We start from the raw sequence: 19,502 nt of genomic DNA, 5'->3' as shown, positions 1-19,502 counted from the left end.
AATATACGGTCCAGGGCCCCGCCCCGGAGGCCCCGCCCCCGCACCCACCACACAACCGACCGCGCACCACAGCAACCACCACCCCACCCGCACCCAAGCAACCACCGCACCCACGCGCCCAAGCACTCACACCCGCAACCGCAGACCTACCGCGCCCGCTCCGCCCCATGTCGCGCCACCCTCAGCCGCACCTCCGCCGGCAGCCGCTCCAGGCCCGCCGAGCTCCGGGCCCGCTCCAGCGCTTCCGCCCGCACACCGTCCAGCATCCGCGTCGGTTCCGCGCGCGGCTCCAGCACCAGCCCCATTCGCGCCTCCGGCGTGGTCCGTCGGCCCCGTAGAAGGACGTGGGCGCGCTCCACGCCGTCCAGTGACTCCGCGTCCGCCAGGAGCGCCGACTCCAGCGCGCGCCCCCGCAGCAGGGCGCCCTCGCCGTCGCCCGTCTCCACCAGCACTTCCTGCAACCGGCGCCGCCGCAGCTGGGCCAGGAACCAGCACAGCGCCAGCACGAACAGCACCGCCAGCGCCGCGATGACGGCCGGCCACCACCAACCGGTGTCCCGCCACCGCGTCCGGTCCGCCCGGCTGAGCAGCACATCGTTCCGCCCGTCGAACGGCGGCCACCCGGCCAGGACCACCGCGCCCACCCCGGCCAGCACCAGACCCACGACCCCCAGCAGCACCCGGTTGACGATGCTCAGCATGGCGCGCTCACCCCTTCGACTTCGCCGACCGGCGGACACGGACGGACAGGGCGGGCCGCCGGGCCAGGCCCAGTTGGTGGATGCCCTCGTGGAGGGCGGTGTCCAGATCCGCCCGTACCTCGTCGAGGTCGCGGAAATGGGCCAGCGCGCGGGCCCTGATCCGCCGACGGCCGACGTCGACCCGGGCCGACCGCACACCGGGCACCTCCATCGCCCGGTCCCGCAGCACCAGCCCCGCCGAGGCCCGGTCGATCCCGGCCCGCACGGCGACCCCGGCCTCCGCGTCCTCCACGTCCTTCTCCGCACCCGCACCCGCACCCGCACCCGCACCCGGCGAACGCATCGGCAGCAGCCCACGCAGCCCCGGCGTCAGCGCCAGGACCACCATCCACACCCCCAGCGCGGCCAGCAGCGCGGCCCCGCTCATGATCCACGGGTCGTCCAGCGGCCGCGCGGCGAGTTGATCGGCGAGCCATTCCCGCCATCGCATGGCGGGCCGACCCGAGCGCACGGCCGCCACGTCGTACAGCAACAGCCCGCTGACGGCGAAGACGGCCAGGGCGACGATCCCGGCCGGCACCCGCCGCGCGGACCAGAAACGCTTCGCGCGCACGGGCGGATCCCCGTCCCCGGCATCCGTACCCGCCCTCCCGCCGTACGCCGACGCCGAGGTGGACTGACGCATCTTCTGGTCGGTGTTCATCGCACCCTGTCCCTCCCCCGACGCGCCTTCCGCTCCGGGCGCTCCCACTGCGGCACATGCAGCCGTTCGACCGTCACGGCGACCTCGGGCACCTCCATGCCCGTCAACTCGCTTACCCGTTCGATCACCTGACGACGCACCGCACCGCAGTGCGCACCGATGTCCGAGGGGTAGCCGAGTTCGACGGCGACCCGGACGCGCGCGACGCCCCCGCGCACCGCGGCGACCGCGTTCGGCCGCGCGACGGTGACATCGGTAAGGCCGCCATCCCCCACGGCCACGGCGTCCACGGCCTCCACGGCCTCCGCCGCATCGCCACGCAATGCCTCCCGCGCCGCCTGCGAGGCGATCTTCGCAACGACCCGGTCCGCGATCCGCGTCGCGCCCCGCTCACCCGGCTCGACCACAACGCGTCCTTACGGTCGTCACTGTCATCGCCATGGCGTCCATGGGATTCATGGGATTCATGGGGTCCATGGCGTTCACCGTGGCCGTCCGTCACGGTCACGGTCACGGGACCGGAAGAAGTCGCCCGGCTCCAGATCACCGTCCAGGAACCGGCCGACGATGAACCCGACGGCTCCCAACGCCGCCACCAGCAGAAAGGCCCCGAAACCACCGAAGTAACCCGCGAAAGCCAGCGCCATTCCCGCGATCATCCCGACCACGGCCATGCTCATCGTGTGCTCCCCTGCTGGAGCCGACCGGGACCGCCGCCGGCCTACTGGAGCCGCGGCTCCGTCGGTTCCTCTTCCTCGTCCGGCAACTTCACATCGCTGACCGCGATATTGACCTCGACCGCCTCGAGGCCGGTCATCCGCTCGACCGCCGCGATCACGTTCTCCCGTACGGCCCGTGCGACATCGGCGATGGAGACGCCGTAGTCCACCACGATCTCCAGGTCGAGGGCCGTCTGTACCTCCCCCACCTCCGCCTTCACCCCGCGGGTGACCGACCGGCCGCCGGGCACCCGGTCCCGTACGACCCCGAAGGTGCGCGCGATACCGCCGCCCATCGCATGGACGCCGACCACATCACGGGCCGCCATTCCCGCGATCTTCTCGACGACGCCATCGGCGATGGTGGTCCGCCCCCGCGCTGCCGGGTCGCCGCCGCCCCGCCGGGTCCGTTCGGCGGCGGCCGGGCCGATGCCGGCCCCGGCGGCGCCCAGCGTCTTGGGCGTACCGGCGGCGGGTTCCGTGGCCTGGTTCTCGGGTCGGCGGTTCCGTGGTGCGGTCTCGGACATCACCGATCGTCCCTTCCGAGGCGAAGAGCGTTCGAAGAGGTTTCCGCTCGCTCTTACTGCCACCATAAAGGCGCCTTCCCCGAACCGCCTCGGAGATGCGGCACTCGCGCGATCGATACGGCAGGCTGGGACCAGACGGCAGGCCGGGGCCAGGAGGACTCGGTCCCGTCCGGCGCTAAGGGGTGGCACGGTGGTCACGGACCGGCTCGCGCAAACCGTAAGGGAGCAGCTGCGGCTCGGCCGGCTGCTGCCCCTGGGCGAGCGGGAGGACGGCTCCTGGATCACCGAACGCGCGGCGGCCGAGGTGCTCGGGCGGGCCGCCGCCGAGGTCCCCGACGCACACCTGGGATCGCTCCGGATCGCCCCCGCCGACCCCGACGCCGTCGAAGGGCCCGCGGTCCCGCCCCCGCCGAGCGCCCTGCCGCCCGGCCCCCTGCGTATCGCGGCGGAGTGCGGTGCCACGCTGGCGGAACCGCTTCCGGTGACGGCTGACCGGCTGCGCGACGTACTGCTCGACGCGGCTGCGGACCGGCTCGGCCTGCTGGTGGAGGTGGTGGACATACGGGTGACGGAGGTGCTGGAGGAACTCCCGGCCCTGCGACACCACCAACCGCCACCGCCACCGCGGCCGCGACCACAATCACCACCGCCGGCCGCCGGAAGCCCCGCCCCGGACTCCGCCGCCGCGGCCGTCGGCCGCACCATCGCCTCCGTGCCCGGTGTCGCCCGGCTCGCGCCGGTGCTGGGATCGCCCCGGGCGGTGCGGATCGAGGGTGCGCATATCCGCGTCGAGCTGGCCGTGGCGGCGGGCCATCGCGCCGTGGATGTGGCGAGGGCGGTGCGCACCGCGGTGGCACGGTCCGCCCCGGTCACCGCGCCCGGAGATCAGCCGCCCACGGTGGCGGTCCTGGTCACCGCCGTAGAGCCCTGACCGGAGCGCCCTCCCCGGCCTCGACCACAGCCCCGGACTGAACCACAGCCCCGGCCTCCGGCCTGGACCGCAGCCCCGGCGATCAGCTCTCGGCGTCGTACTTCCGCAGCCCGTCGACCGTGCGCTCCAACTCCTCGACGCGGTCGGCCAAGTGCTCGGTCCGCGCCTCCAGCTCACGGTTCTTACGGTGCATCTCCAGGAACACATTGACCTTCGTCCGCAGCAGCCAGGGGTCGAAGGGTTTGGTGAGGAAGTCGGCGGCGCCGATCGCATAACCCCGGTAGGCGTAGTCGGAGTCGGCGTCGGTCCCGGTCAGCAGGATGATCGGGACGTCTTTGGTCTGGTCGAGCCGTTTGATGTTGGCGGCGGTCTCGAAGCCGTCCATGCCCGGCATCAGTACGTCGAGCAGTACGACGGCGAAGTCCTGGCGCAGCATCGCCTTCAGCGCCTCCTCGCCGGAACGGGCGCGGACGAGTTGCTGATCGAGCGGGCCGAGGACGGCCTCCAGCGCGATCAGGTTCTCCTCCATGTCGTCGACGATGAGGATTCCGGCCTTCTCGCAAGTGGCGGCGCTCATGTCTCCCCCTGCCTCGGCCTCGGCGGACCGGTCTCGGAGGGCGTGCTGCCATCCCGCCCGGCGCCCTCACCCTCCTCGGCACGACCGTCATCCTCAGGGCCGTCATCCCCACGGCCGCCCTCGACTCCATCGGCTCCGGACGAGCCACCGGGCACCTCGCCACCAGCGGACTCGACATCACCGCTGCCCGGCCCACCCACCGGATCGAGCAGCTCGATGATCGCCGACATCAGCCGATCGACATCCACGGGCTTGGGCACATAGCCGTTCGCGCCGCTGTCGATCGCCTTCTCCCGGTCGCCGGGCATGACCTTCGCGGTCAGGGCGAGGATCGGCACATCGGCGAGACGTGGCGTGTTCCGGATGGCCCGGATCGTCTCGTAACCGTCCATCTCCGGCATCATCACGTCCATCAGGACCAGCGAGACGTCGGGGTTGCGATGCAGCACCTCCAGCCCCTCGCGGCCGTTCTCCGCGTACTTCACCGTCATGCCGACCCGGCCCAGTACATGGGTGAGCGCGAAGACGTTCCGGATGTCGTCGTCGACGATCAGGATGCGGCAGCCGTTCAGCACCTGGCCGGGGCGTCCGCGCTGCCACTCCTTGAGCCGGGTGGTCCCCGGCCAGCCGTCGTCGTGGGCCTCGCCCTCGTCCTCGTCTCCGCGCCCGGCCCCGACGGTGACCTCGGCCTCCGCCCCGCCGCCGCCCGGCACCCGGGTGGCGACCAGGCTGTCCGCCTCGCCGAAGACCCCGCTGGGGGCGTGGTCGGCAGTGTCCGGCAGCGCCTCGTCCGGGGCGGGGGTCACCGCCGGGACGGTGGAGCCGGTGGCCCTGGGGTCCGAGGGGTCGGGCGCCGGGGCGACACCGCTGTAGTGCGCGGGGACGTAGAGCGTGAAGCGGGAGCCGACGCCCAGTTCGCTCTCGGCCATGATCCGGCCGCCGAGCATTCCGGCGATCTCCCGGCTGATGGACAGGCCGAGGCCGGTGCCGCCGTACTTACGGCTGGTGGTGCCGTCGGACTGCTGGAACGCCTCGAAGATCACCGGCAGCTTCTCCGGCGGGATGCCGATACCGGTGTCGGTGACGGAGAAGGCGACGACGGCGTCCGCGACCCGCAGCGTCTCCTCCTCGAACTGCGCCGACCGAGTGCGCTCGACGCGCAGCGTCACCCCGCCCGAGGAGGTGAACTTCAGGGCGTTGGAGAGCAGGTTGCGCAGGATTTGCTGGAGCCGCTGCTCATCGGAGAACATCTCGCGCGGTACGTCCTCGCCCACGGTGATCTCGAACGACAGGCCCCGGTCGACGGCGAGCGGCCGGAAGGTGGCGTTCACATAGTCCAGGATCTTGACCAGCGGCAGCTTCTTCGGACGGACGTCCATCCGGCCCGCCTCGATCTTCGACAGATCCAGGATGTCGTTGATCAGCTGGAGCAGATCGGAGCCGGAGCGGTGGATGGTGGCGGCGAACTGCACCTCCTGGGTGGACAGCCGACCTTCGGGGTTGTCGGCGAGCAGCCGGGCCAGGATGAGCAGCGAGTTCAGCGGAGTGCGCAGCTCATGCGACATATTGGCCAGGAACTCGGACTTGTACTGGGAGGCGGTCGCCAGCAGCGCGGCCTTCTCCTCCAGCTCCGCGTTGGAGCGCTGGAGCTCGTTCGAGCGCTGGCGCAGCTCGGTGGTGAGCCGCTGGGACTCGGAGAGCAGCGACTCGGTGCGGGCGTTGGCGATGATGGTGTTGATCGAGACGCCGATGGTGTTGACGAACTGGTCGATGAAGGCCAGGTGGACCTCGCTGAACCGGCTGAACGAGGCCAGTTCGATCACTCCGAGCACCTGGTCCTCGTAGAGGACCGGCAGGATGACCACGCTGGCGGGGAGCGCCGAGCCCAGCCCGGAGTTGATGGTGATGTAGTCGGGCGGGACATCGTTGATGATGATCCGCTTCTTTCCCACCGCCGCCTGGGCGACCAGCCCGCGGTCCGGGTCGCCGCGCCGCGGCGTCTGGCCGTCGCCCCCGACCGCGCCCTGATCGGTGCCGTATCCGGCGATGAACTCGAGCCTCTCACCTGGCTCGGCGCCGGCCGCGGTGAGGAAGAACGCCCCGAACTGCGCGTTGACCAGCGGGGTCAGCTCGCTCAGGATCAGATCGGCGACGTCGACCAGATCGCGGTGGCCCTGCATCAGGGCGGCGATACGGGCCAGGTTGGACTCCAGCCAGTCCTTCGCGCGGGTGGTCTCGCGGAGGTTGGCGACCATCAGATTGACGTTGTTCTTCAGCTCGGCGACCTCGCCCTGCGCCTCGACCGAGACGGCCCCGGACATATCACCCTGGGCGACGGCGGACGCGACCTCGGCGATCGCGCGCACCTGGGTGGTCAGGTTGAGGGCGAGCTCATTGACTCCGGTGGTCAGCCGCTTCCAGGTGCCGTAGACACCCTCGACCCGGGCCTGGCCGCCCAGCCGGCCCTCGCTGCCGACCTCGCGGGCCACTCGTGTCACCTCGTCGGAGAACGAGGAGAGCGTGTCGACCATGGTGTTGATGGTGGTCTTCAGTTCGAGGATCTCGCCGCGCGCGTCCACGTCGATCTTCTTGCTCAGATCGCCCTCCGCCACGGCGGTGGCGACCTGCGCGATATTGCGGACCTGAGAGGTCAGGTTGGACGCCATGAAGTTGACGTTGTCCGTAAGGTCCTTCCAGACCCCGGAGACGCCCGGAACACCGGCCCGTCCGCCCAGCTCACCCTCGGTGCCCACGTCACGGGCCACCCGGGTCACCTCGTCGGCGAAGGAGCGCAGCTGCTGGACCATGGTGTTCACGGTCTCCTTGAGCTCCAGGATCTCGCCCTGGGCGTCGACCGTGATCTTCTTCGACAGATCGCCGTTGGCGACCGCCGTGGTGACCTGGGCGATGTTGCGGACCTGGGAGGTCAGGTTCAGGGCCATGAAGTTGACGTTCTCCGTGAGGTCCTTCCAGACCCCGGAGACGTCCCGGACCTGGGCCTGGCCGCCGAGGTTGCCCTCGGTGCCCACCTCACGGGCCACCCGCGTCACCTCGTCGGCGAAGGACGACAGCCGGTCCACCATGGTGTTGATCGTCGACTTCAGCTCCAGGATCTCGCCCTTGGCCTCCACCGTGATCGTCTTGCTCAGATCGCCCTCTGCCACGGCGGTGGCGACCTGGGCGATATTGCGGACCTGAGAGGTCAGGTTGTCCGCCATGAAGTTGACGTTCTCCGTAAGGTCCTTCCAGACCCCGGAGACGCCGCGCACCTGGGCCCGGCCGCCCAGTTCGCCCTCGGTGCCCACCTCACGCGCCACCCGCGTCACCTCGTCGGCGAAGGCGGAGAGCTGGTCGACCATGGTGTTGATCGTCGACTTGAGCTGGAGGATCTCGCCCCGCGCGTCCACGGTGATCTTCTGCGACAGATCACCGGTGGCGACCGCCGTGGTGACCTGGGCGATGTTACGGACCTGGGAGGTGAGGTTGGACGCCATGAAGTTGACGTTGTCCGTAAGGTCCTTCCAGACCCCGGAGACGCCCCGCACCTGGGCCCGGCCGCCCAGCTGGCCCTCGGTGCCCACCTCACGCGCCACCCGCGTCACCTCGTCGGCGAACGCCCCCAGCTGGTCGACCATGGTGTTCACGGTCAGCTTGAGCTCCAGCAGCTCACCGGTGGCCTCGACGGTCACCTGGCGGGTGAGGTCACCGCGGGCGACCGCCGTGGTCACCTCGGCGATGTCGCGGACCTGTGCGGTCAGCCGGGAGGCCATGGTGTTGACGGCCTCCGTCACCATCCGCCAGTCGCCGGTGAGCCCCTGCACCTTGGCCCGGCCGCCCAGCCGGCCCTCGGTGCCCACCTCGCGGGCGATACGGGTCAGCTCGCCGGTGAACAGCGACAGCTGGTCCACCGTGCGGTTCACCCCGCGTCCCAGCCGCCGCAGATCGCCGCGGAGCTGACGGTTGCCGTCGTGCAGATCCACCCGCTGGGTCAGATCGCCGGACGCGATCGCGTCGAGCACCCGCGTGGCGTTGGACACCGGGCCGACCAGCGCGTCCACCAGCTGATTCGCCGCGTTCACATTGGTCGCCCAGCCGCCCTGGCCGGGGCTCGCGGTGATCCGCTCGTCCAGCCTGCCCTGGCGCACCACCTCTCGGCGCACCCGCTGGAGCTCCCCGGCCAGATGCGCGTTGCGCGTCACCAACTGGTTGAAGACCCCGGCCATCTCACCGACGAGGCCGTCGGCCGAGGCGTCCGCACGGACGGTGAAGTCACCGTCGCACAAGGCGTTCATCACCGCCAGCAGGGAACGCAGCTCGGTCGCGGACGCCGTCTCCTCAGCGCCCGCCGGGCCGGACGGCCGAGCGGATTCGGGACATTCCACGGGCCGCGCCGGGGAAGTGTCGGTGGAGATCGGGTCGAGTGCCATCGCGTCGTCCCTTAAAGATCATTCATATCCCCCTGTTTGTCATAATATGGCACCTAGACGGACTAAACCGCCCGTATTGCCCTGGAGCGCACGTGGGAGCCTTGATTCCTCTCGCGCGTGAGTCCGTGTCGCGGACGACACTGCCCGGAAGTGTGCGCGCGCCCGGCGCGGCACGCGCCTTCGTCCGTACGGCACTTACGGGACGGAGCGCAGCGGAGGCGTTCACACCGGTGACCCTCGACGAGCAGTCCATCGACGATGCGGTACTGCTGGTGAGCGAGCTGGTCACCAACGCTGTCCTGCACGCGGGCACCCGGGTCGAGGTGGTCTGCCGGCTCCAGCCCGGTGAAGGCCCCGGCGGCGAGGACGGCCCCATGGGGCCCGAGGGGACGCCCGGCCAGGACGAGGTGCCGAGAGACATCCCGAACCGGCCGGGGATCGTCGTGGAGGTCGCGGACCTCCACCCCGCCAGCACCGTGTACGGGGGGCCGGAGACCCAGCGCCGGGGCCGCGGCCGCGGGCTCCAGCTGATCGGGGCGCTCGCGGAATCCTGGGGCGTGACCTATCACCGCACCCGTAAGGCGGTCTGGTTCCGGCTGGACGCCGAGCGGGCCGGGCCCGGGTTCGACGCCGTCCCCACCACCGCGCTCGGGCGTGAGCTGCGGTTCGCCGAGACCCTCGCCCCCGCTCCGCCGCGTGAGCAGCGCGATCCGACCGCCGACTGGGTGGACCGCGGCGGACCGTCCTTCCTCGCCGAGGCCAGCGAACTGCTCACCGGTCAGCTTGACGAGAACATGGTCGCCGCCCTGGCCGGGCAGCTCCTGGTGCCCCGGCTGGCCGACTGGTGCGCGGTCTGGCTGACCGCCGAGAGCGGCCAGCTGCACCTCGCCCGCGTCTGGCACAGCGACGAGCACCGGATCGGCGCGCTCCGTATGTCGCTGGAGCGGTATCCGCCGCCGACCGGGCTCGGCTCGGCGGGCACCTCATGGCCCTGGCCGGGGATCGCGGACAGCCAGGGGACGGGCGGCTCCGCGGTGTGTTTCCCGCTGATCGCCCACGGCCGCAGCCATGGCGCCCTGCTGCTCGGCCGGGCCGGCGTGCCCCGGATGGCCGAGGGCGTGGTGCGGCTCTCGGAGGACGTGGCGCGGCGGGTGGCGCAGGCGGTGGCCACGGCCCGGCTCTACACCCGGCAGGCGACGATCAGCCGGGCGCTGCAACGCCGACAGCTGCCCATGTCACTCGCCCACATCCCCGGGGTGGACACGGCGATCGTCTACGAGCCGCACGGCGAGGGGCAGACCGTCGGCGGCGACTTCTACGACCTGTTCCCCATGGGCGACCGCCGCTGGTGCTTCCTTCTGGGCGACGTCCAGGGCAGCGATCCGGAGGCGATGTCGGTCACGGGGCTGGCCCGCCATCTGGTCCGGCTGCTGGCCCGCGAGGGCCATGGGGTCGAGTCGGTGCTCAACCGGCTGAACCAGGCGCTGGTGGAGGAGGACGCGGAGGCGGCCGAGATCGACGGTGAGCAGTCCCGGCCGCGCTTCCTGAGCCTGCTCTACGGGGAGCTGGAGCCCGACCCGGCGGGGGGCGGCGCCCACTGCACCCTGGCGAGCGCCGGCCATCCGCTGCCGCTGCGACTGACCACCGACGGCGCGGTGGCGCCCGCCGCCAGCCCCCAGATGCTGCTCGGCATCGACGAGAACCCGGACTTCCACGCCGACTCACTGGAACTGGAGCCCGGCGAGACGCTGCTGTGCGTCACCGACGGGGTGACCGAGCGGCGCAACGGCATCCGTCAGCTGGATGACGACGACGGCCTCTCGGACATCCTCCGGAGCTGTGTCGGGCTGGGCGCCAAGGCGGTCGCGGAGCGGGTGCGGCGCGCCACGCACAACTTCAGCGCCGAGCCGATCGACGACGATCTGGCGGTGCTGGTGCTGGAGGCGGTACCGGCGGTGGAGCCACCGCGGGTGCCGTGACGGGCACGACAGCTCGGCGCGGCCACCCGCCGCGGCTCCACCGGGGGGGGCGGCGGCGCCGGTGCACAGCGACGTCGACAGCCCGCCATAGCCTGCCGGTCCGCGACGGGCCGCCGCTCGCACTGGGCTTTACCGGGCTTTCGGTCCGGGACGACGCCGCCGGCCCCGGCGGCTCTCGGTCCGTGACGGCTGCCGCTGCCTCGCCGTCGTGCAGATCGCCGGAAGCCGACCGTGGTTCGCAGACCGCCCCGAAGGGGCGCGGGGCTGTGTCGATGTGCGGCTCCGCCGCATGGGCGCGACCAGCCACGACGGCGCCGCAGACGATCGACGGCAGAACGGCAAGACGGCAAGACGCCACGGCACTCCCTGGCGGAGCGCCGAGCGCTCAGTCCGATTGCCCCGCCAGGTCGCGCAGTCGGCGGGCCTGGGCGCCGCGCTCGGCGGCCCGCTGCTCCTCGTACGTGCGGCCCACGGCACCCCGCAGCAGCGCCTTGGTCTCGATCACGGCGTCGCGCGGCGCGGCAAGCAGGGCCGCCGCGAGGTCCTGGACCGCGCCGTCGAGTTCGGCGGCGGGCACCACGAGATTGGCGAGCCCGGTCCGCTCGGCCTCCTCGGCATGGACGAAGCGCCCGGTGGCGCAGATCTCCAGCGCCCGGGCATATCCCACGAGCCCGACCAGCGGATGGGTGCCGGTGAGGTCCGGCACCAGCCCGAGGCTGGTCTCGCGCATGGCGAACTGTGCGTCGTCCGCGCAGACCCGCAGGTCACAGGCGAGCGCAAGCTGGAAACCGGCCCCGACGGCATGTCCCTGGACGGCGGCGATCGACACGATGTCGTTCCGCCGCCACCAGGTGAACGCCTCCTGGTACCCGGCGATGGTGGCGTCCAGCTCGTTGTCTGAGCCGCGCGCCATATCGAGGAACGACGGCTCGCCGTCGAACCCTTCGGGCGTGAACGCCTGCCGGTCCAGACCCGCCGAGAAGGACTTGCCCTCGGCGCGCAGCACCACGACGCGCACGGTGCCCGGCACCCGCTTCCCCGCCTCCGCCAGCGCCCGCCACAGGGCGGGCGACTGGGCGTTGCGCTTCGCCGGGTTGGTCAGGGTCACCGTGGCGACCGTGTCATCGACGGTAAGCTGAACGCCGTCCTTGTCGAGCAGGGTCACAGGGGCCTCCGGTCGTGTGCGGTCAGTACAAGTGACTGCACAGTAACCACCCGGCCGAACCGACGATCAGCCGGGTGGCACCCCTGTCCGAACCTGCCGATGGTGACGGAGCGAGCGGGCAATCAGGCCGAGGCGGCTTTCTTGCCCCGCGTCGCGCCGCCACGTCCCCTCAGGGAGACTCCCGATTCGCTGAGCATCCGGTGAACGAATCCATAGGAGCGGCCGGTCTCCTCGGCCAGCGCCCGGATGCTCGCCCCGGAGTCGTACTTCTTCTTCAGGTCTGCCGCGAGCTTTTCGCGCGCGGCGCCGGTCACCCGGCTGCCCTTCTTCAGAGTCTCGGCCACCCGTGCCTCCTCATGGGAAGTGCGCTCTGGACTCTCATGATCACCCCTACAGGGCTTCCTGGCCACCCATTCGGCAAGGTCTGTGGATGAAGGATTGCGGGAAATCGCGGCGCGACGGCCTTCGGAATCAAGGATTCCGGCGTTGTTCAACCTGACACTCTTTCGTATTCATCGACGAAGAGGCAGGTCAGGGCATACGCGAGCAACGTCGCGGAGGTCCGGACCGGCGCACGGCACGCCGTGTGCGCCGGTGGCCCGCGACGCGCCGCGATACCAGCCGTTCTCACTCAGATGATGGATCACGCCTAGGCCAAATGATCTACAAGAAGGGAATCGGACCGGAGGAACCGGACTCTTGGGACAGGGCCGGAACAGCGCCCGGCCCCGTCATCACGCCTCGTCAGGCGAGCGCGACGAGGTCCGCGTAGTCCTCGCCCCACAGGTCCTCGACACCGTCCGGAAGCAGAATGATCCGCTCCGGCTGAAGCGCGTCCACGGCGCCCTCGTCGTGGGTCACCAGCACCACCGCACCGGCGAAGGTGCGCAGCGCGCCGAGGATCTCCTCACGGCTGGCCGGGTCGAGGTTGTTGGTGGGCTCGTCCAGGAGCAGCACATTGGCCGAGGAGACCACCAGGGTGGCCAGCGCGAGCCGGGTCTTCTCGCCGCCGGAGAGCACCGCGGCCGGCTTGTCCACGTCGTCGCCGGAGAACAGGAACGACCCGAGCGTCTTACGGATGTCGACGAGGTCCAGATCCGGGGCGGCGGAGCGCATGTTCTCCAGGACGGTGCGGTCCGGGTCGAGCGTCTCGTGCTCCTGCGCGTAGTAGCCCAGCTTCAGCCCGTGGCCGGGGGTCACCATGCCGGTGTCCGGCTTCTCGACCCCGGCCAGCAGCCGCAGCAGGGTCGTCTTACCGGCGCCGTTCAGCCCGAGGATGACGACCCGGGAGCCCTTGTCGACGGCCAGGTCGACATCGGTGAAGATCTCCAGGGAGCCGTAGGACTTCGACAGCCCCTCCGCGGTCAGCGGGGTCTTGCCGCACGGGGCCGGGTCGGGGAAGCGCAGCTTGGCGACCTTGTCGGCCTGACGGACGTCGTCCAGGCCCGCCAGCAGCTTCTCGGCGCGGCGGGCCATGTTCTGCGCGGCCACGGTCTTGGTGGCCTTGGCGCGCATCTTGTCGGCCTGCGAGTTGAGGGCCGCGGCCTTCTTCTCGGCGTTGGCGCGCTCGCGCTTGCGGCGCTTCTCGTCGGCCTCGCGCTGGGCCTGGTAGAGCTTCCAGCCCATGTTGTAGATGTCGATCACCGAGCGGTTGGCGTCGAGGTAGAAGACCTTGTTGACGACCGTCTCGACGAGGTCGACATCGTGGGAGATGACGATGAAGCCGCCGCTGTAGGTCTTGAGGTAGTCCCGCAGCCAGACGATCGAGTCGGCGTCGAGGTGGTTGGTGGGCTCGTCCAGCAGCAGGATGTCGGAGTCCGAGAAGAGGATCCGGGCCAGCTCGACCCGGCGCCGCTGACCGCCGGAGAGCGTATGGAGCGGCTGACCGAGCACCCGGTCCGGCAGGCCGAGGCTGGCGGCGATGGTCGCGGCCTCCGCCTCGGCGGCGTATCCGCCCTTGGTGAGGAACTCGGTCTCCAGGCGCTCGTACTTCTTCATCGCGCGCTCACGGGTGGCGCCCTGGCCATTGGCCATCCGTTCCTCGTTCTCGCGCATCTTGCGGAGCACGGAGTCCAGGTCACGGGCCGAGAGGATGCGGTCGCGGGCGAGGACGTCGAGGTCGCCGGTGCGCGGGTCCTGCGGGAGGTAGCCGACCTGGCCGGAGCGGGTGATGGTGCCGCCGGCCGGGATGCCCTCACCGGCCAGACATTTGGTGAGCGTGGTCTTGCCCGCGCCGTTGCGGCCGACGAGGCCGATGCGGTCGCCCTTGGCGATACGGAAGGAAGCGGACTCGATGAGGACGCGGGCGCCGGCACGCAGCTCGACACCGGAGGCGGTGATCACGGGAATTGCTCCTGGGCAGGATGGACGACGGACGGGACGGACTGAGGGCGGCCGACGCCGTCTAATGCACGAGGAGAATTGCCATGCGGTTAGTTTAGCGGGGCGGGCAAGTCGTTTTTCCCCCGGCTTCCCCCGGCTTTCCCCCGCCTCCCCCGCGGCCTTACGGCCTTCGCCGCGCCCTTACGGCCTTCCCCGTGGTCTCCCCCGGCCTGCCTTCCCGTGGTCCCCCACGGCGGCCGCTCCCCGCTCCGTCCGCGGCCGCTCCCCCGTCAGGCCCCGCCCGTGTGCACCTGGAAGGCCGCCCGGCGCACCGCCTTGGCCAGGGCGGGATCGGGGTGGGCGGCGGCCAGCGCCACCAGGACCTGCACGGTGCGGGGGTGCCCCACGGCCCGTACCTCCTCCAGCAGCGCGGGCACGGTGCCCTGGACGGCGGACTCCAGGTGGCGGACGAGCAGCGGGCTCTCCCCGTGGTCGGAGATGGCCGCGGCGGTGTCCACCCACAGCCAGGTGGCCTCCTCGCGGGTGAGCGCGTCCAGCGCCTCGTCCGGGTCGGCGCCCTCGTGTTCGGCGAGCCACAGAAGCGCGTACGGCCGCAGACACGATTCGCCGACGACGGCCCGTACCGCGGGCTCGGCGGGCGCCCCGACGACGCGCAGCGCCTCGAAGGCGAGCCCGCGCAGCAGCGCGTCGTCGCCGCGCGCCGCGTCGATGAGCTCGGTGACGGCGCTGCCGACGGGGCGGGCGGCCAGCCAGGCCCGGTACTCGGCGCGGGCGGGGCCCGGGGTCAGGCCGGCGCAGCCGCGCAGCATGTCGGCGGCGGGCTGCTCGATGTTCCCGGCCGGGCTCTGGGCGGCGACGCAGATCTGCTCCAGCTTGACCCACACCGCCCAGTTGCCGAGCGCGGTCAGCACGGCCTCCCGGCGGTCGCCCTTGGCGTCGTCAGCGGCGTTCTCCGGCCCGTTCAGCCCGTCCCGGGGCTCTTCCCGCACCGTGAGCGCCCCGACGGACGAGAGGGCGTCCAGGGCCCAGTCCAGCAGCCCCTCTAGCGTGGCGGCGTCCCCGGCGGCATCGGCAGGCGCGGAACTCCCGGCGCCCTCGGTGGGCTCCCGGCCCTCCGTGGCCCCCTGGGGGACCTCGCACCGCTCGGTGCGCAGCTCGGCGACCCGCTGCCGGAGCATGTCCAGCAGGGCGGAGATCTGCACGGTGCCGGCGGAGAGCTGCAACAGGGAGAGCAGCTGCGGTACGGCCTCGACGACCTCCGCGACCGCCGTCGGCTCGGCCGTGGCCGGGGCGGGGCAGGCCAGGGACCACGCGTCGAGGAGGGCGACCCAGCCGCGCAGCACCGCGCTGTCGTCCCGGTCCCACGCCTGAAGCCGCCAGCCGGGGCGGGTGGTGCCCGCGTGGTGCTCGATGAGGCCGATGAGGCGGGCGCGGTCCCAGTCGGTCCGCACCTCCCGCTCGCTCAGCCCGAGCGCCGCCGCGGCGCGGGCGGCGGCCTCGTCGGACAGCGCGCCAGGATCGCCGTGTTCTGCCGCGGCCCAATGGGCGACCGCCACGGCCCCCGTGAGCCCCGCCCTGGCCTGCCGGGCCAGCTCGGCCGGGGGCGGTGTGCCCTCCGGCGGGCGGGGCGCCGGTCTTGAGCCGCGGTTCACCGCGGGCCGGCGGGCGGTGGCCATCGGCCGGTTTCGGACGAGTCGGAGCCGGGAGTCGCGCGGAGTACGGGACGTCACGGAAGCAGTCTCGCCGTTGACGGCCCGAAAGCCCAATCGGCACCCGTCCGGCGGTCGCCGCGAATGGTTCGCGCCATCTCGAGGACATGTCCGCCGCCGCCCCGCGAGCGCTTCCCGCGCCGTCTCGCACGCGCTTCCGCGATCGCCTTACGGCCGCTACAGCAGCGGTATCAGGAAGCGCCGCAGCGCCTCCTCGTACCCCTTGGGGTCCGCGTTCCACATGGCCGCGTGCGGTGCCTGCCGGACCGTGTGAAGGGTCACCAGATCGCGTCGGCGGCCAACGAGTTCACGCGAGACGTGCCAGGGCGCGAGGGTGTCGTCGGGGCCGTGCGCGAGGAGTGTGGGCACGGACAGCCGCTCCGGATCGGCCACTTCCGGCAGTCTGCTGTCGTGGAGTCCGGTGCGTCCCTCGGCGGCGCGCAGGGCGAGCGGAAGCAGCGGCGCGGGGATGCCACGGGCCGCCGCCAGGGCGCGCAGGGTGGCCCGCCAGTCGAGCACCGGGGAGTCCAGGACGAGGCCGACGACGCGGTGCCGCAGCGCGGAGTTCGCGGCGGTGTGGAGGGCCATCGAGGCGCCGATGGACCAGCCGTGCAGCACGACTCCGGTCGCCCCGTAGGCCACCGCGTACCGGACGGCGGCGTCCAGGTCGCGCCACTCGGTGTCGCCGAGATGGGATATGCCGTCCTCGGGGCGGGGGGCGCCGGGGTCCCCGCGGTAGGCGAGGTCGAGCACCGGCACCCGCAGCTGCCTCAGGAAGGGCATGACGACCATAGGGTGCTCACGGGTGGTGCCCAGGCCATGGGTGGTGATCACCCATGTGGAGCGTTCACCGGGGATGAACCAGGCGGGCAGCGGGCCGAGTTCGCCGGGCACGTGGACGTCGGTGTGGTCGATGCCGAGCGCGTCCCGCGGATCGCCGATGTGCACCTGCGGGGTCAGCCGCACCCGGGTGCCGGGGTTGAGGTCGCCGTATGTGACCCGCTCCAGGCGGCGGACGACGCAGTCGGCGGCGTGCGGGGCGTCCTCGACGACGGGGCCGACGACGGCGTGGCAGGAGCGGCCGGTGAGGCCGTAGGTGCCGGGGCGCAGCGAGGCGAGCGAGCGGGTGAGGGTGATCTGGCCGGCGGCGGTCGCGTGGACGGTCAGCGGGGGCTCGTTCGGCAGCGGCCGGTGCGAGGCCGGTTTCAGCGCAGCGTCGGTGGCGTACCGTCCGGCCGCCACCGCGGCCACGCCGACACTCAGCAGGGTGGTGGCGGCCGCGACCGCCGTTGTACGCAGGCGCATCCCTCCCAGTGTGGGCGGGGAGGCAGCCCCCGGCCAGCGGGCGTACCCGGCCGGGTGACCGCCCGGCCGGGGCCCGCGCGCCGGGCGGGCTCAGCCCGGCTGGCCGTAGCCGCTCAGCTTCTCCGCGGCGCGCCGCATCTCGTCCGGCGGGATCAGGGACGGTGTGCGGCCGGGGACGGAGGCCGCGGTGAGCCAGACCTGGCACATCCATTCGAGCTGGGCGGTGCGGTCGTACGCCTGGTCCAGGGTGGCGCCGTGGACGATGGTGCCGTGGTTGCGCAGCAGGCAGCCGCTGCGGTCGCGGAGCGCCTCGAGCATGGCGTCGGCCAGTTCGTCCGATCCGTAGAGCGCGTAGGCCGCGACGCGGACCGGTCCGCCGAGGGCGGCGGTCATGTAGTGGATCGCGGGGAGCTCGTCCACGAGGGTGGAGACGGCCGTGGCGTGCACGGCGTGGGTGTGGACCACCGCCTCGGCGTCGGTCTCCCGGTAGATCGCGAGGTGCATGGGCAGCTCGCTGGTGGGCTTGAGCGCGCCGAGGACCTGCTGTCCGTCGAGGTCGACGGCGACGGCGTCCCGTGGGCCGAGCCGGTCGTAGGGGACTCCGCTCGGGGTCACCAGGACGGTGTCCCCGACCCGGGCCGAGACATTGCCCGAGGTGCCGACGACGAGGCCGTCTGCGGTGGTTCTGCGGGCCGTTCTCACCACCTGCGTCCATGCCTGGCGCAGGGGGTGGGTCAGCCGCGGCTGCGGCTGCCGCGGGGATCGCGACTGGGTCACCTGCCCTCACCTCCGAGGCGATCCTGCCAGGCGGCCGGCGGCCGCGCCGAGGCGGGACCGGAACGGGCGCTGGCACCGTCTACGACCGCGCCTCGTGGACACCCGTGCGGGTCCGGTGGACGAGGGTGAACGGCAGGCGTTCGCGGGGCCGTTTCCGGAGGCCCCCTCCGGCGGTCCTCGACCTCGGCTCAACTCCCGTATGACATGGGAACGTAGGCTGGAATTCACAGTGCCGTGGCTATTCCGCAACCACGTCACCCTGATGCCCTGCTCAGTTCATCTCCTGTTCACCCTGTTTCCTTACGTTCACCGTGCCACTAACGACCTTCGAACTGATTGACCGGGTGTATGGAACACATCACGCTTCTCATCGGGATCGTGATCGTCACGGCCTTGGTGTTCGACTTCACGAACGGCTTCCACGACACGGCTAACGCCATGGCCACCACCATCTCCACGGGAGCACTCGGTCCCAGGGTGGCGGTGGCGATGTCAGCGGTCCTCAACCTCGTCGGCGCGTTCCTGTCCGTGGAGGTGGCCAAGACCATCTCCGGCGGGATCATCGACGAGGGCGCCGGTATCCGACCAGAAGTGATCTTCGCGGGGCTGGTCGGCGCGATCCTGTGGAACCTGGTGACCTGGCTCGCCGGGCTCCCCTCCAGTTCCTCGCACGCCCTGTTCGGCGGCCTGATCGGCGCCACCCTGGTCTCCGTCGGCCTGGACGGGGTCAACGGCGACGCGATCGTCATGAAGGTCCTGATCCCCGCCGTCGCCGCCCCGATCGTGGCCGGCATCGCCACCATGGTCGCCACGCGGCTCACCTACCGGCTCGGCAGCGGCCGCTCACCGGAGGACACCGCGAAGGGCTACCGCGCGGGGCAGATCGCCTCGGCGGCCCTGGTCTCCCTCGCCCACGGCACCAACGACGCCCAGAAGACGATGGGCGTGATCACCCTGGCGCTGGTCACCGGGAACGTGGTGGCGCCCGACTCCGACCCGCCGCTGTGGGTCATCGTCTCGGCGGGTCTTGCCATCGCGCTCGGCACCTACCTGGGCGGCTGGCGGATCATCCGCACCATGGGCAAGGGCATCACCGACATCCAGCCGCCGCAGGGCTTCGCCGCCCAGACCGGCGCCGCGACGGTCATCCTCGCCTCCTCCCACATCGGCTTCGCGCTGTCCACCACCCAGGTCTGCTCCGGCGCCGTCATGGGCGCGGGTGTCGGCCGTAAGGGCGCGGTGGTGCGCTGGTCGACCGCGGGCCGCATGGTGGTCGCCTGGGTGCTGACCCTGCCCGCCGCGGGTCTGGTGGCGGGTGGCGCCGCGCTGCTGGCCGACCAGGGGAACGCGGGGGTCGCGGCGGTGGCCGTGCTCGCGATCCTGGCCTGCGGGGCGATCTGGGCGCTGTCGCGCCGCAAGCCCGTGGACCACACCAACGTCAACGAGGTCGCCCCCCAGGAGCCGGTGGGCGCCGTCACGGCCGCCCTGCGGTCCGTGGCCCCGCCGCCCGCGGGTACGGCGGCTTCCGCCCCCGAGGACGCCGCGGAGACCGCCGCCGTGAGCGGCACCCCTGAGAGCGCGCCCGAGCAGACCCCCACCCCCGCCGCCGCGAGCAGCACCACCCGCTAAGGAGCCAGGA

At 71.9% G+C, this 19,502-nt stretch carries 16 protein-coding genes; 3 read left to right on the top strand and 13 right to left on the bottom strand.

What is annotated here, in order from left to right:
- Positions 1–146 precede the first annotated feature (146 nt).
- The 5 genes from amaP to AB0E24_RS19610 all read right to left on the bottom strand — a co-directional run bounded on the left by amaP (position 147) and on the right by AB0E24_RS19610 (position 2,650).
- Positions 147–701 (bottom strand): alkaline shock response membrane anchor protein AmaP, encoded by a 555-nt coding sequence (gene amaP, locus AB0E24_RS19630; protein ID WP_099013337.1) that lies wholly within the window; start codon positions 699–701, stop codon positions 147–149.
- A 7-nt stretch (positions 702–708) separates the two neighbouring features.
- A complete protein-coding gene (locus tag AB0E24_RS19625) occupies positions 709–1,404 on the bottom strand; it encodes a DUF6286 domain-containing protein (protein ID WP_359378478.1) in 696 nt (231 codons plus the stop codon).
- Positions 1,401–1,811 carry an Asp23/Gls24 family envelope stress response protein gene (locus tag AB0E24_RS19620; protein WP_069869894.1) on the bottom strand — a complete coding sequence of 137 codons (411 nt, stop codon included), beginning with the start codon at positions 1,809–1,811 and terminating at the stop codon, positions 1,401–1,403. Before AB0E24_RS19620 ends, AB0E24_RS19625 begins: the two co-directional genes overlap by 4 nt.
- 75 nt (positions 1,812–1,886) lie before the next feature.
- A complete protein-coding gene (locus AB0E24_RS19615; protein ID WP_069869895.1) occupies positions 1,887–2,084 on the bottom strand; it encodes a hypothetical protein in 198 nt (65 codons plus the stop codon).
- Between the two features lie 41 nt (positions 2,085–2,125).
- On the bottom strand, positions 2,126–2,650 hold the full coding sequence (locus AB0E24_RS19610) for an Asp23/Gls24 family envelope stress response protein (RefSeq protein WP_087684190.1): 525 nt from the start codon (positions 2,648–2,650) through the stop codon (positions 2,126–2,128).
- A gap of 190 nt (positions 2,651–2,840) precedes the next feature.
- On the opposite strand from AB0E24_RS19610, the gene AB0E24_RS19605 reads away from it, so the two are divergent.
- On the top strand, positions 2,841–3,581 hold the full coding sequence (locus tag AB0E24_RS19605; RefSeq protein ID WP_359378474.1) for a nucleopolyhedrovirus P10 family protein: 741 nt from the start codon (positions 2,841–2,843) through the stop codon (positions 3,579–3,581).
- An 82-nt stretch (positions 3,582–3,663) separates the two neighbouring features.
- Here AB0E24_RS19605 and AB0E24_RS19600 read toward each other — a convergent pair whose 3' ends face one another.
- A complete protein-coding gene (locus AB0E24_RS19600; RefSeq protein WP_359378471.1) occupies positions 3,664–4,158 on the bottom strand; it encodes a response regulator in 495 nt (164 codons plus the stop codon).
- Positions 4,155–8,585, bottom strand: coding sequence for a HAMP domain-containing protein (locus AB0E24_RS19595; protein WP_359378468.1), 4,431 nt, complete (start codon positions 8,583–8,585; stop codon positions 4,155–4,157). Before AB0E24_RS19595 ends, AB0E24_RS19600 begins: the two co-directional genes overlap by 4 nt.
- A 92-nt stretch (positions 8,586–8,677) precedes the next feature.
- Between AB0E24_RS19595 and AB0E24_RS19590 the strand changes: the two genes are divergently transcribed.
- Complete coding sequence (locus AB0E24_RS19590; RefSeq protein ID WP_069869899.1) at positions 8,678–10,564, top strand: SpoIIE family protein phosphatase; 1,887 nt, start codon at positions 8,678–8,680, stop codon at positions 10,562–10,564.
- A 385-nt stretch (positions 10,565–10,949) separates the two neighbouring features.
- Here the strand turns inward: AB0E24_RS19590 and AB0E24_RS19585 are convergent, their stop codons facing one another.
- From AB0E24_RS19585 to AB0E24_RS19560, 6 genes are all read right to left on the bottom strand, one after another.
- Entirely contained in the window at positions 10,950–11,729 is a 780-nt protein-coding gene (locus AB0E24_RS19585; protein ID WP_359378464.1) for an enoyl-CoA hydratase/isomerase family protein, read from the bottom strand.
- Positions 11,730–11,851: 122 nt separating this feature from the next.
- Positions 11,852–12,073: a helix-turn-helix domain-containing protein gene (locus AB0E24_RS19580; RefSeq protein ID WP_009718933.1), complete on the bottom strand. Its 222-nt coding sequence runs from the start codon at positions 12,071–12,073 to the stop codon at positions 11,852–11,854.
- A 400-nt stretch (positions 12,074–12,473) separates the two neighbouring features.
- A complete protein-coding gene (locus tag AB0E24_RS19575; RefSeq protein WP_079257171.1) occupies positions 12,474–14,072 on the bottom strand; it encodes an ABC-F family ATP-binding cassette domain-containing protein in 1,599 nt (532 codons plus the stop codon).
- A 269-nt stretch (positions 14,073–14,341) separates the two neighbouring features.
- The gene (locus AB0E24_RS19570; protein WP_069869902.1) at positions 14,342–15,748 is read right to left on the bottom strand and encodes a hypothetical protein; all 1,407 of its coding nucleotides are present in this window, start codon (positions 15,746–15,748) and stop codon (positions 14,342–14,344) included.
- 210 nt (positions 15,749–15,958) lie between these two features.
- Positions 15,959–17,086: an alpha/beta hydrolase gene (locus tag AB0E24_RS19565; protein ID WP_099013344.1), complete on the bottom strand. Its 1,128-nt coding sequence runs from the start codon at positions 17,084–17,086 to the stop codon at positions 15,959–15,961.
- A gap of 90 nt (positions 17,087–17,176) precedes the next feature.
- A complete protein-coding gene (locus AB0E24_RS19560) occupies positions 17,177–17,863 on the bottom strand; it encodes a class II aldolase/adducin family protein (RefSeq protein ID WP_359378460.1) in 687 nt (228 codons plus the stop codon).
- Positions 17,864–18,211: 348 nt separating this feature from the next.
- Here AB0E24_RS19560 and AB0E24_RS19555 point away from each other — a divergent pair, with 348 nt between their 5' ends.
- Positions 18,212–19,492, top strand: a complete 1,281-nt coding sequence (locus AB0E24_RS19555; RefSeq protein WP_359378459.1) for an inorganic phosphate transporter — start codon at positions 18,212–18,214, stop codon at positions 19,490–19,492.
- The last annotated feature ends 10 nt before the right edge of the window (positions 19,493–19,502 follow it).

Origin of the sequence: Streptomyces malaysiensis subsp. malaysiensis (assembly GCF_040653035.1) — a bacterium.
GTDB lineage: Bacteria > Actinomycetota > Actinomycetes > Streptomycetales > Streptomycetaceae > Streptomyces > Streptomyces malaysiensis.
The sequence above is the reverse complement of the archived record's forward strand: the minus strand, read 5'-3'. Positions and strand labels throughout refer to the sequence as shown.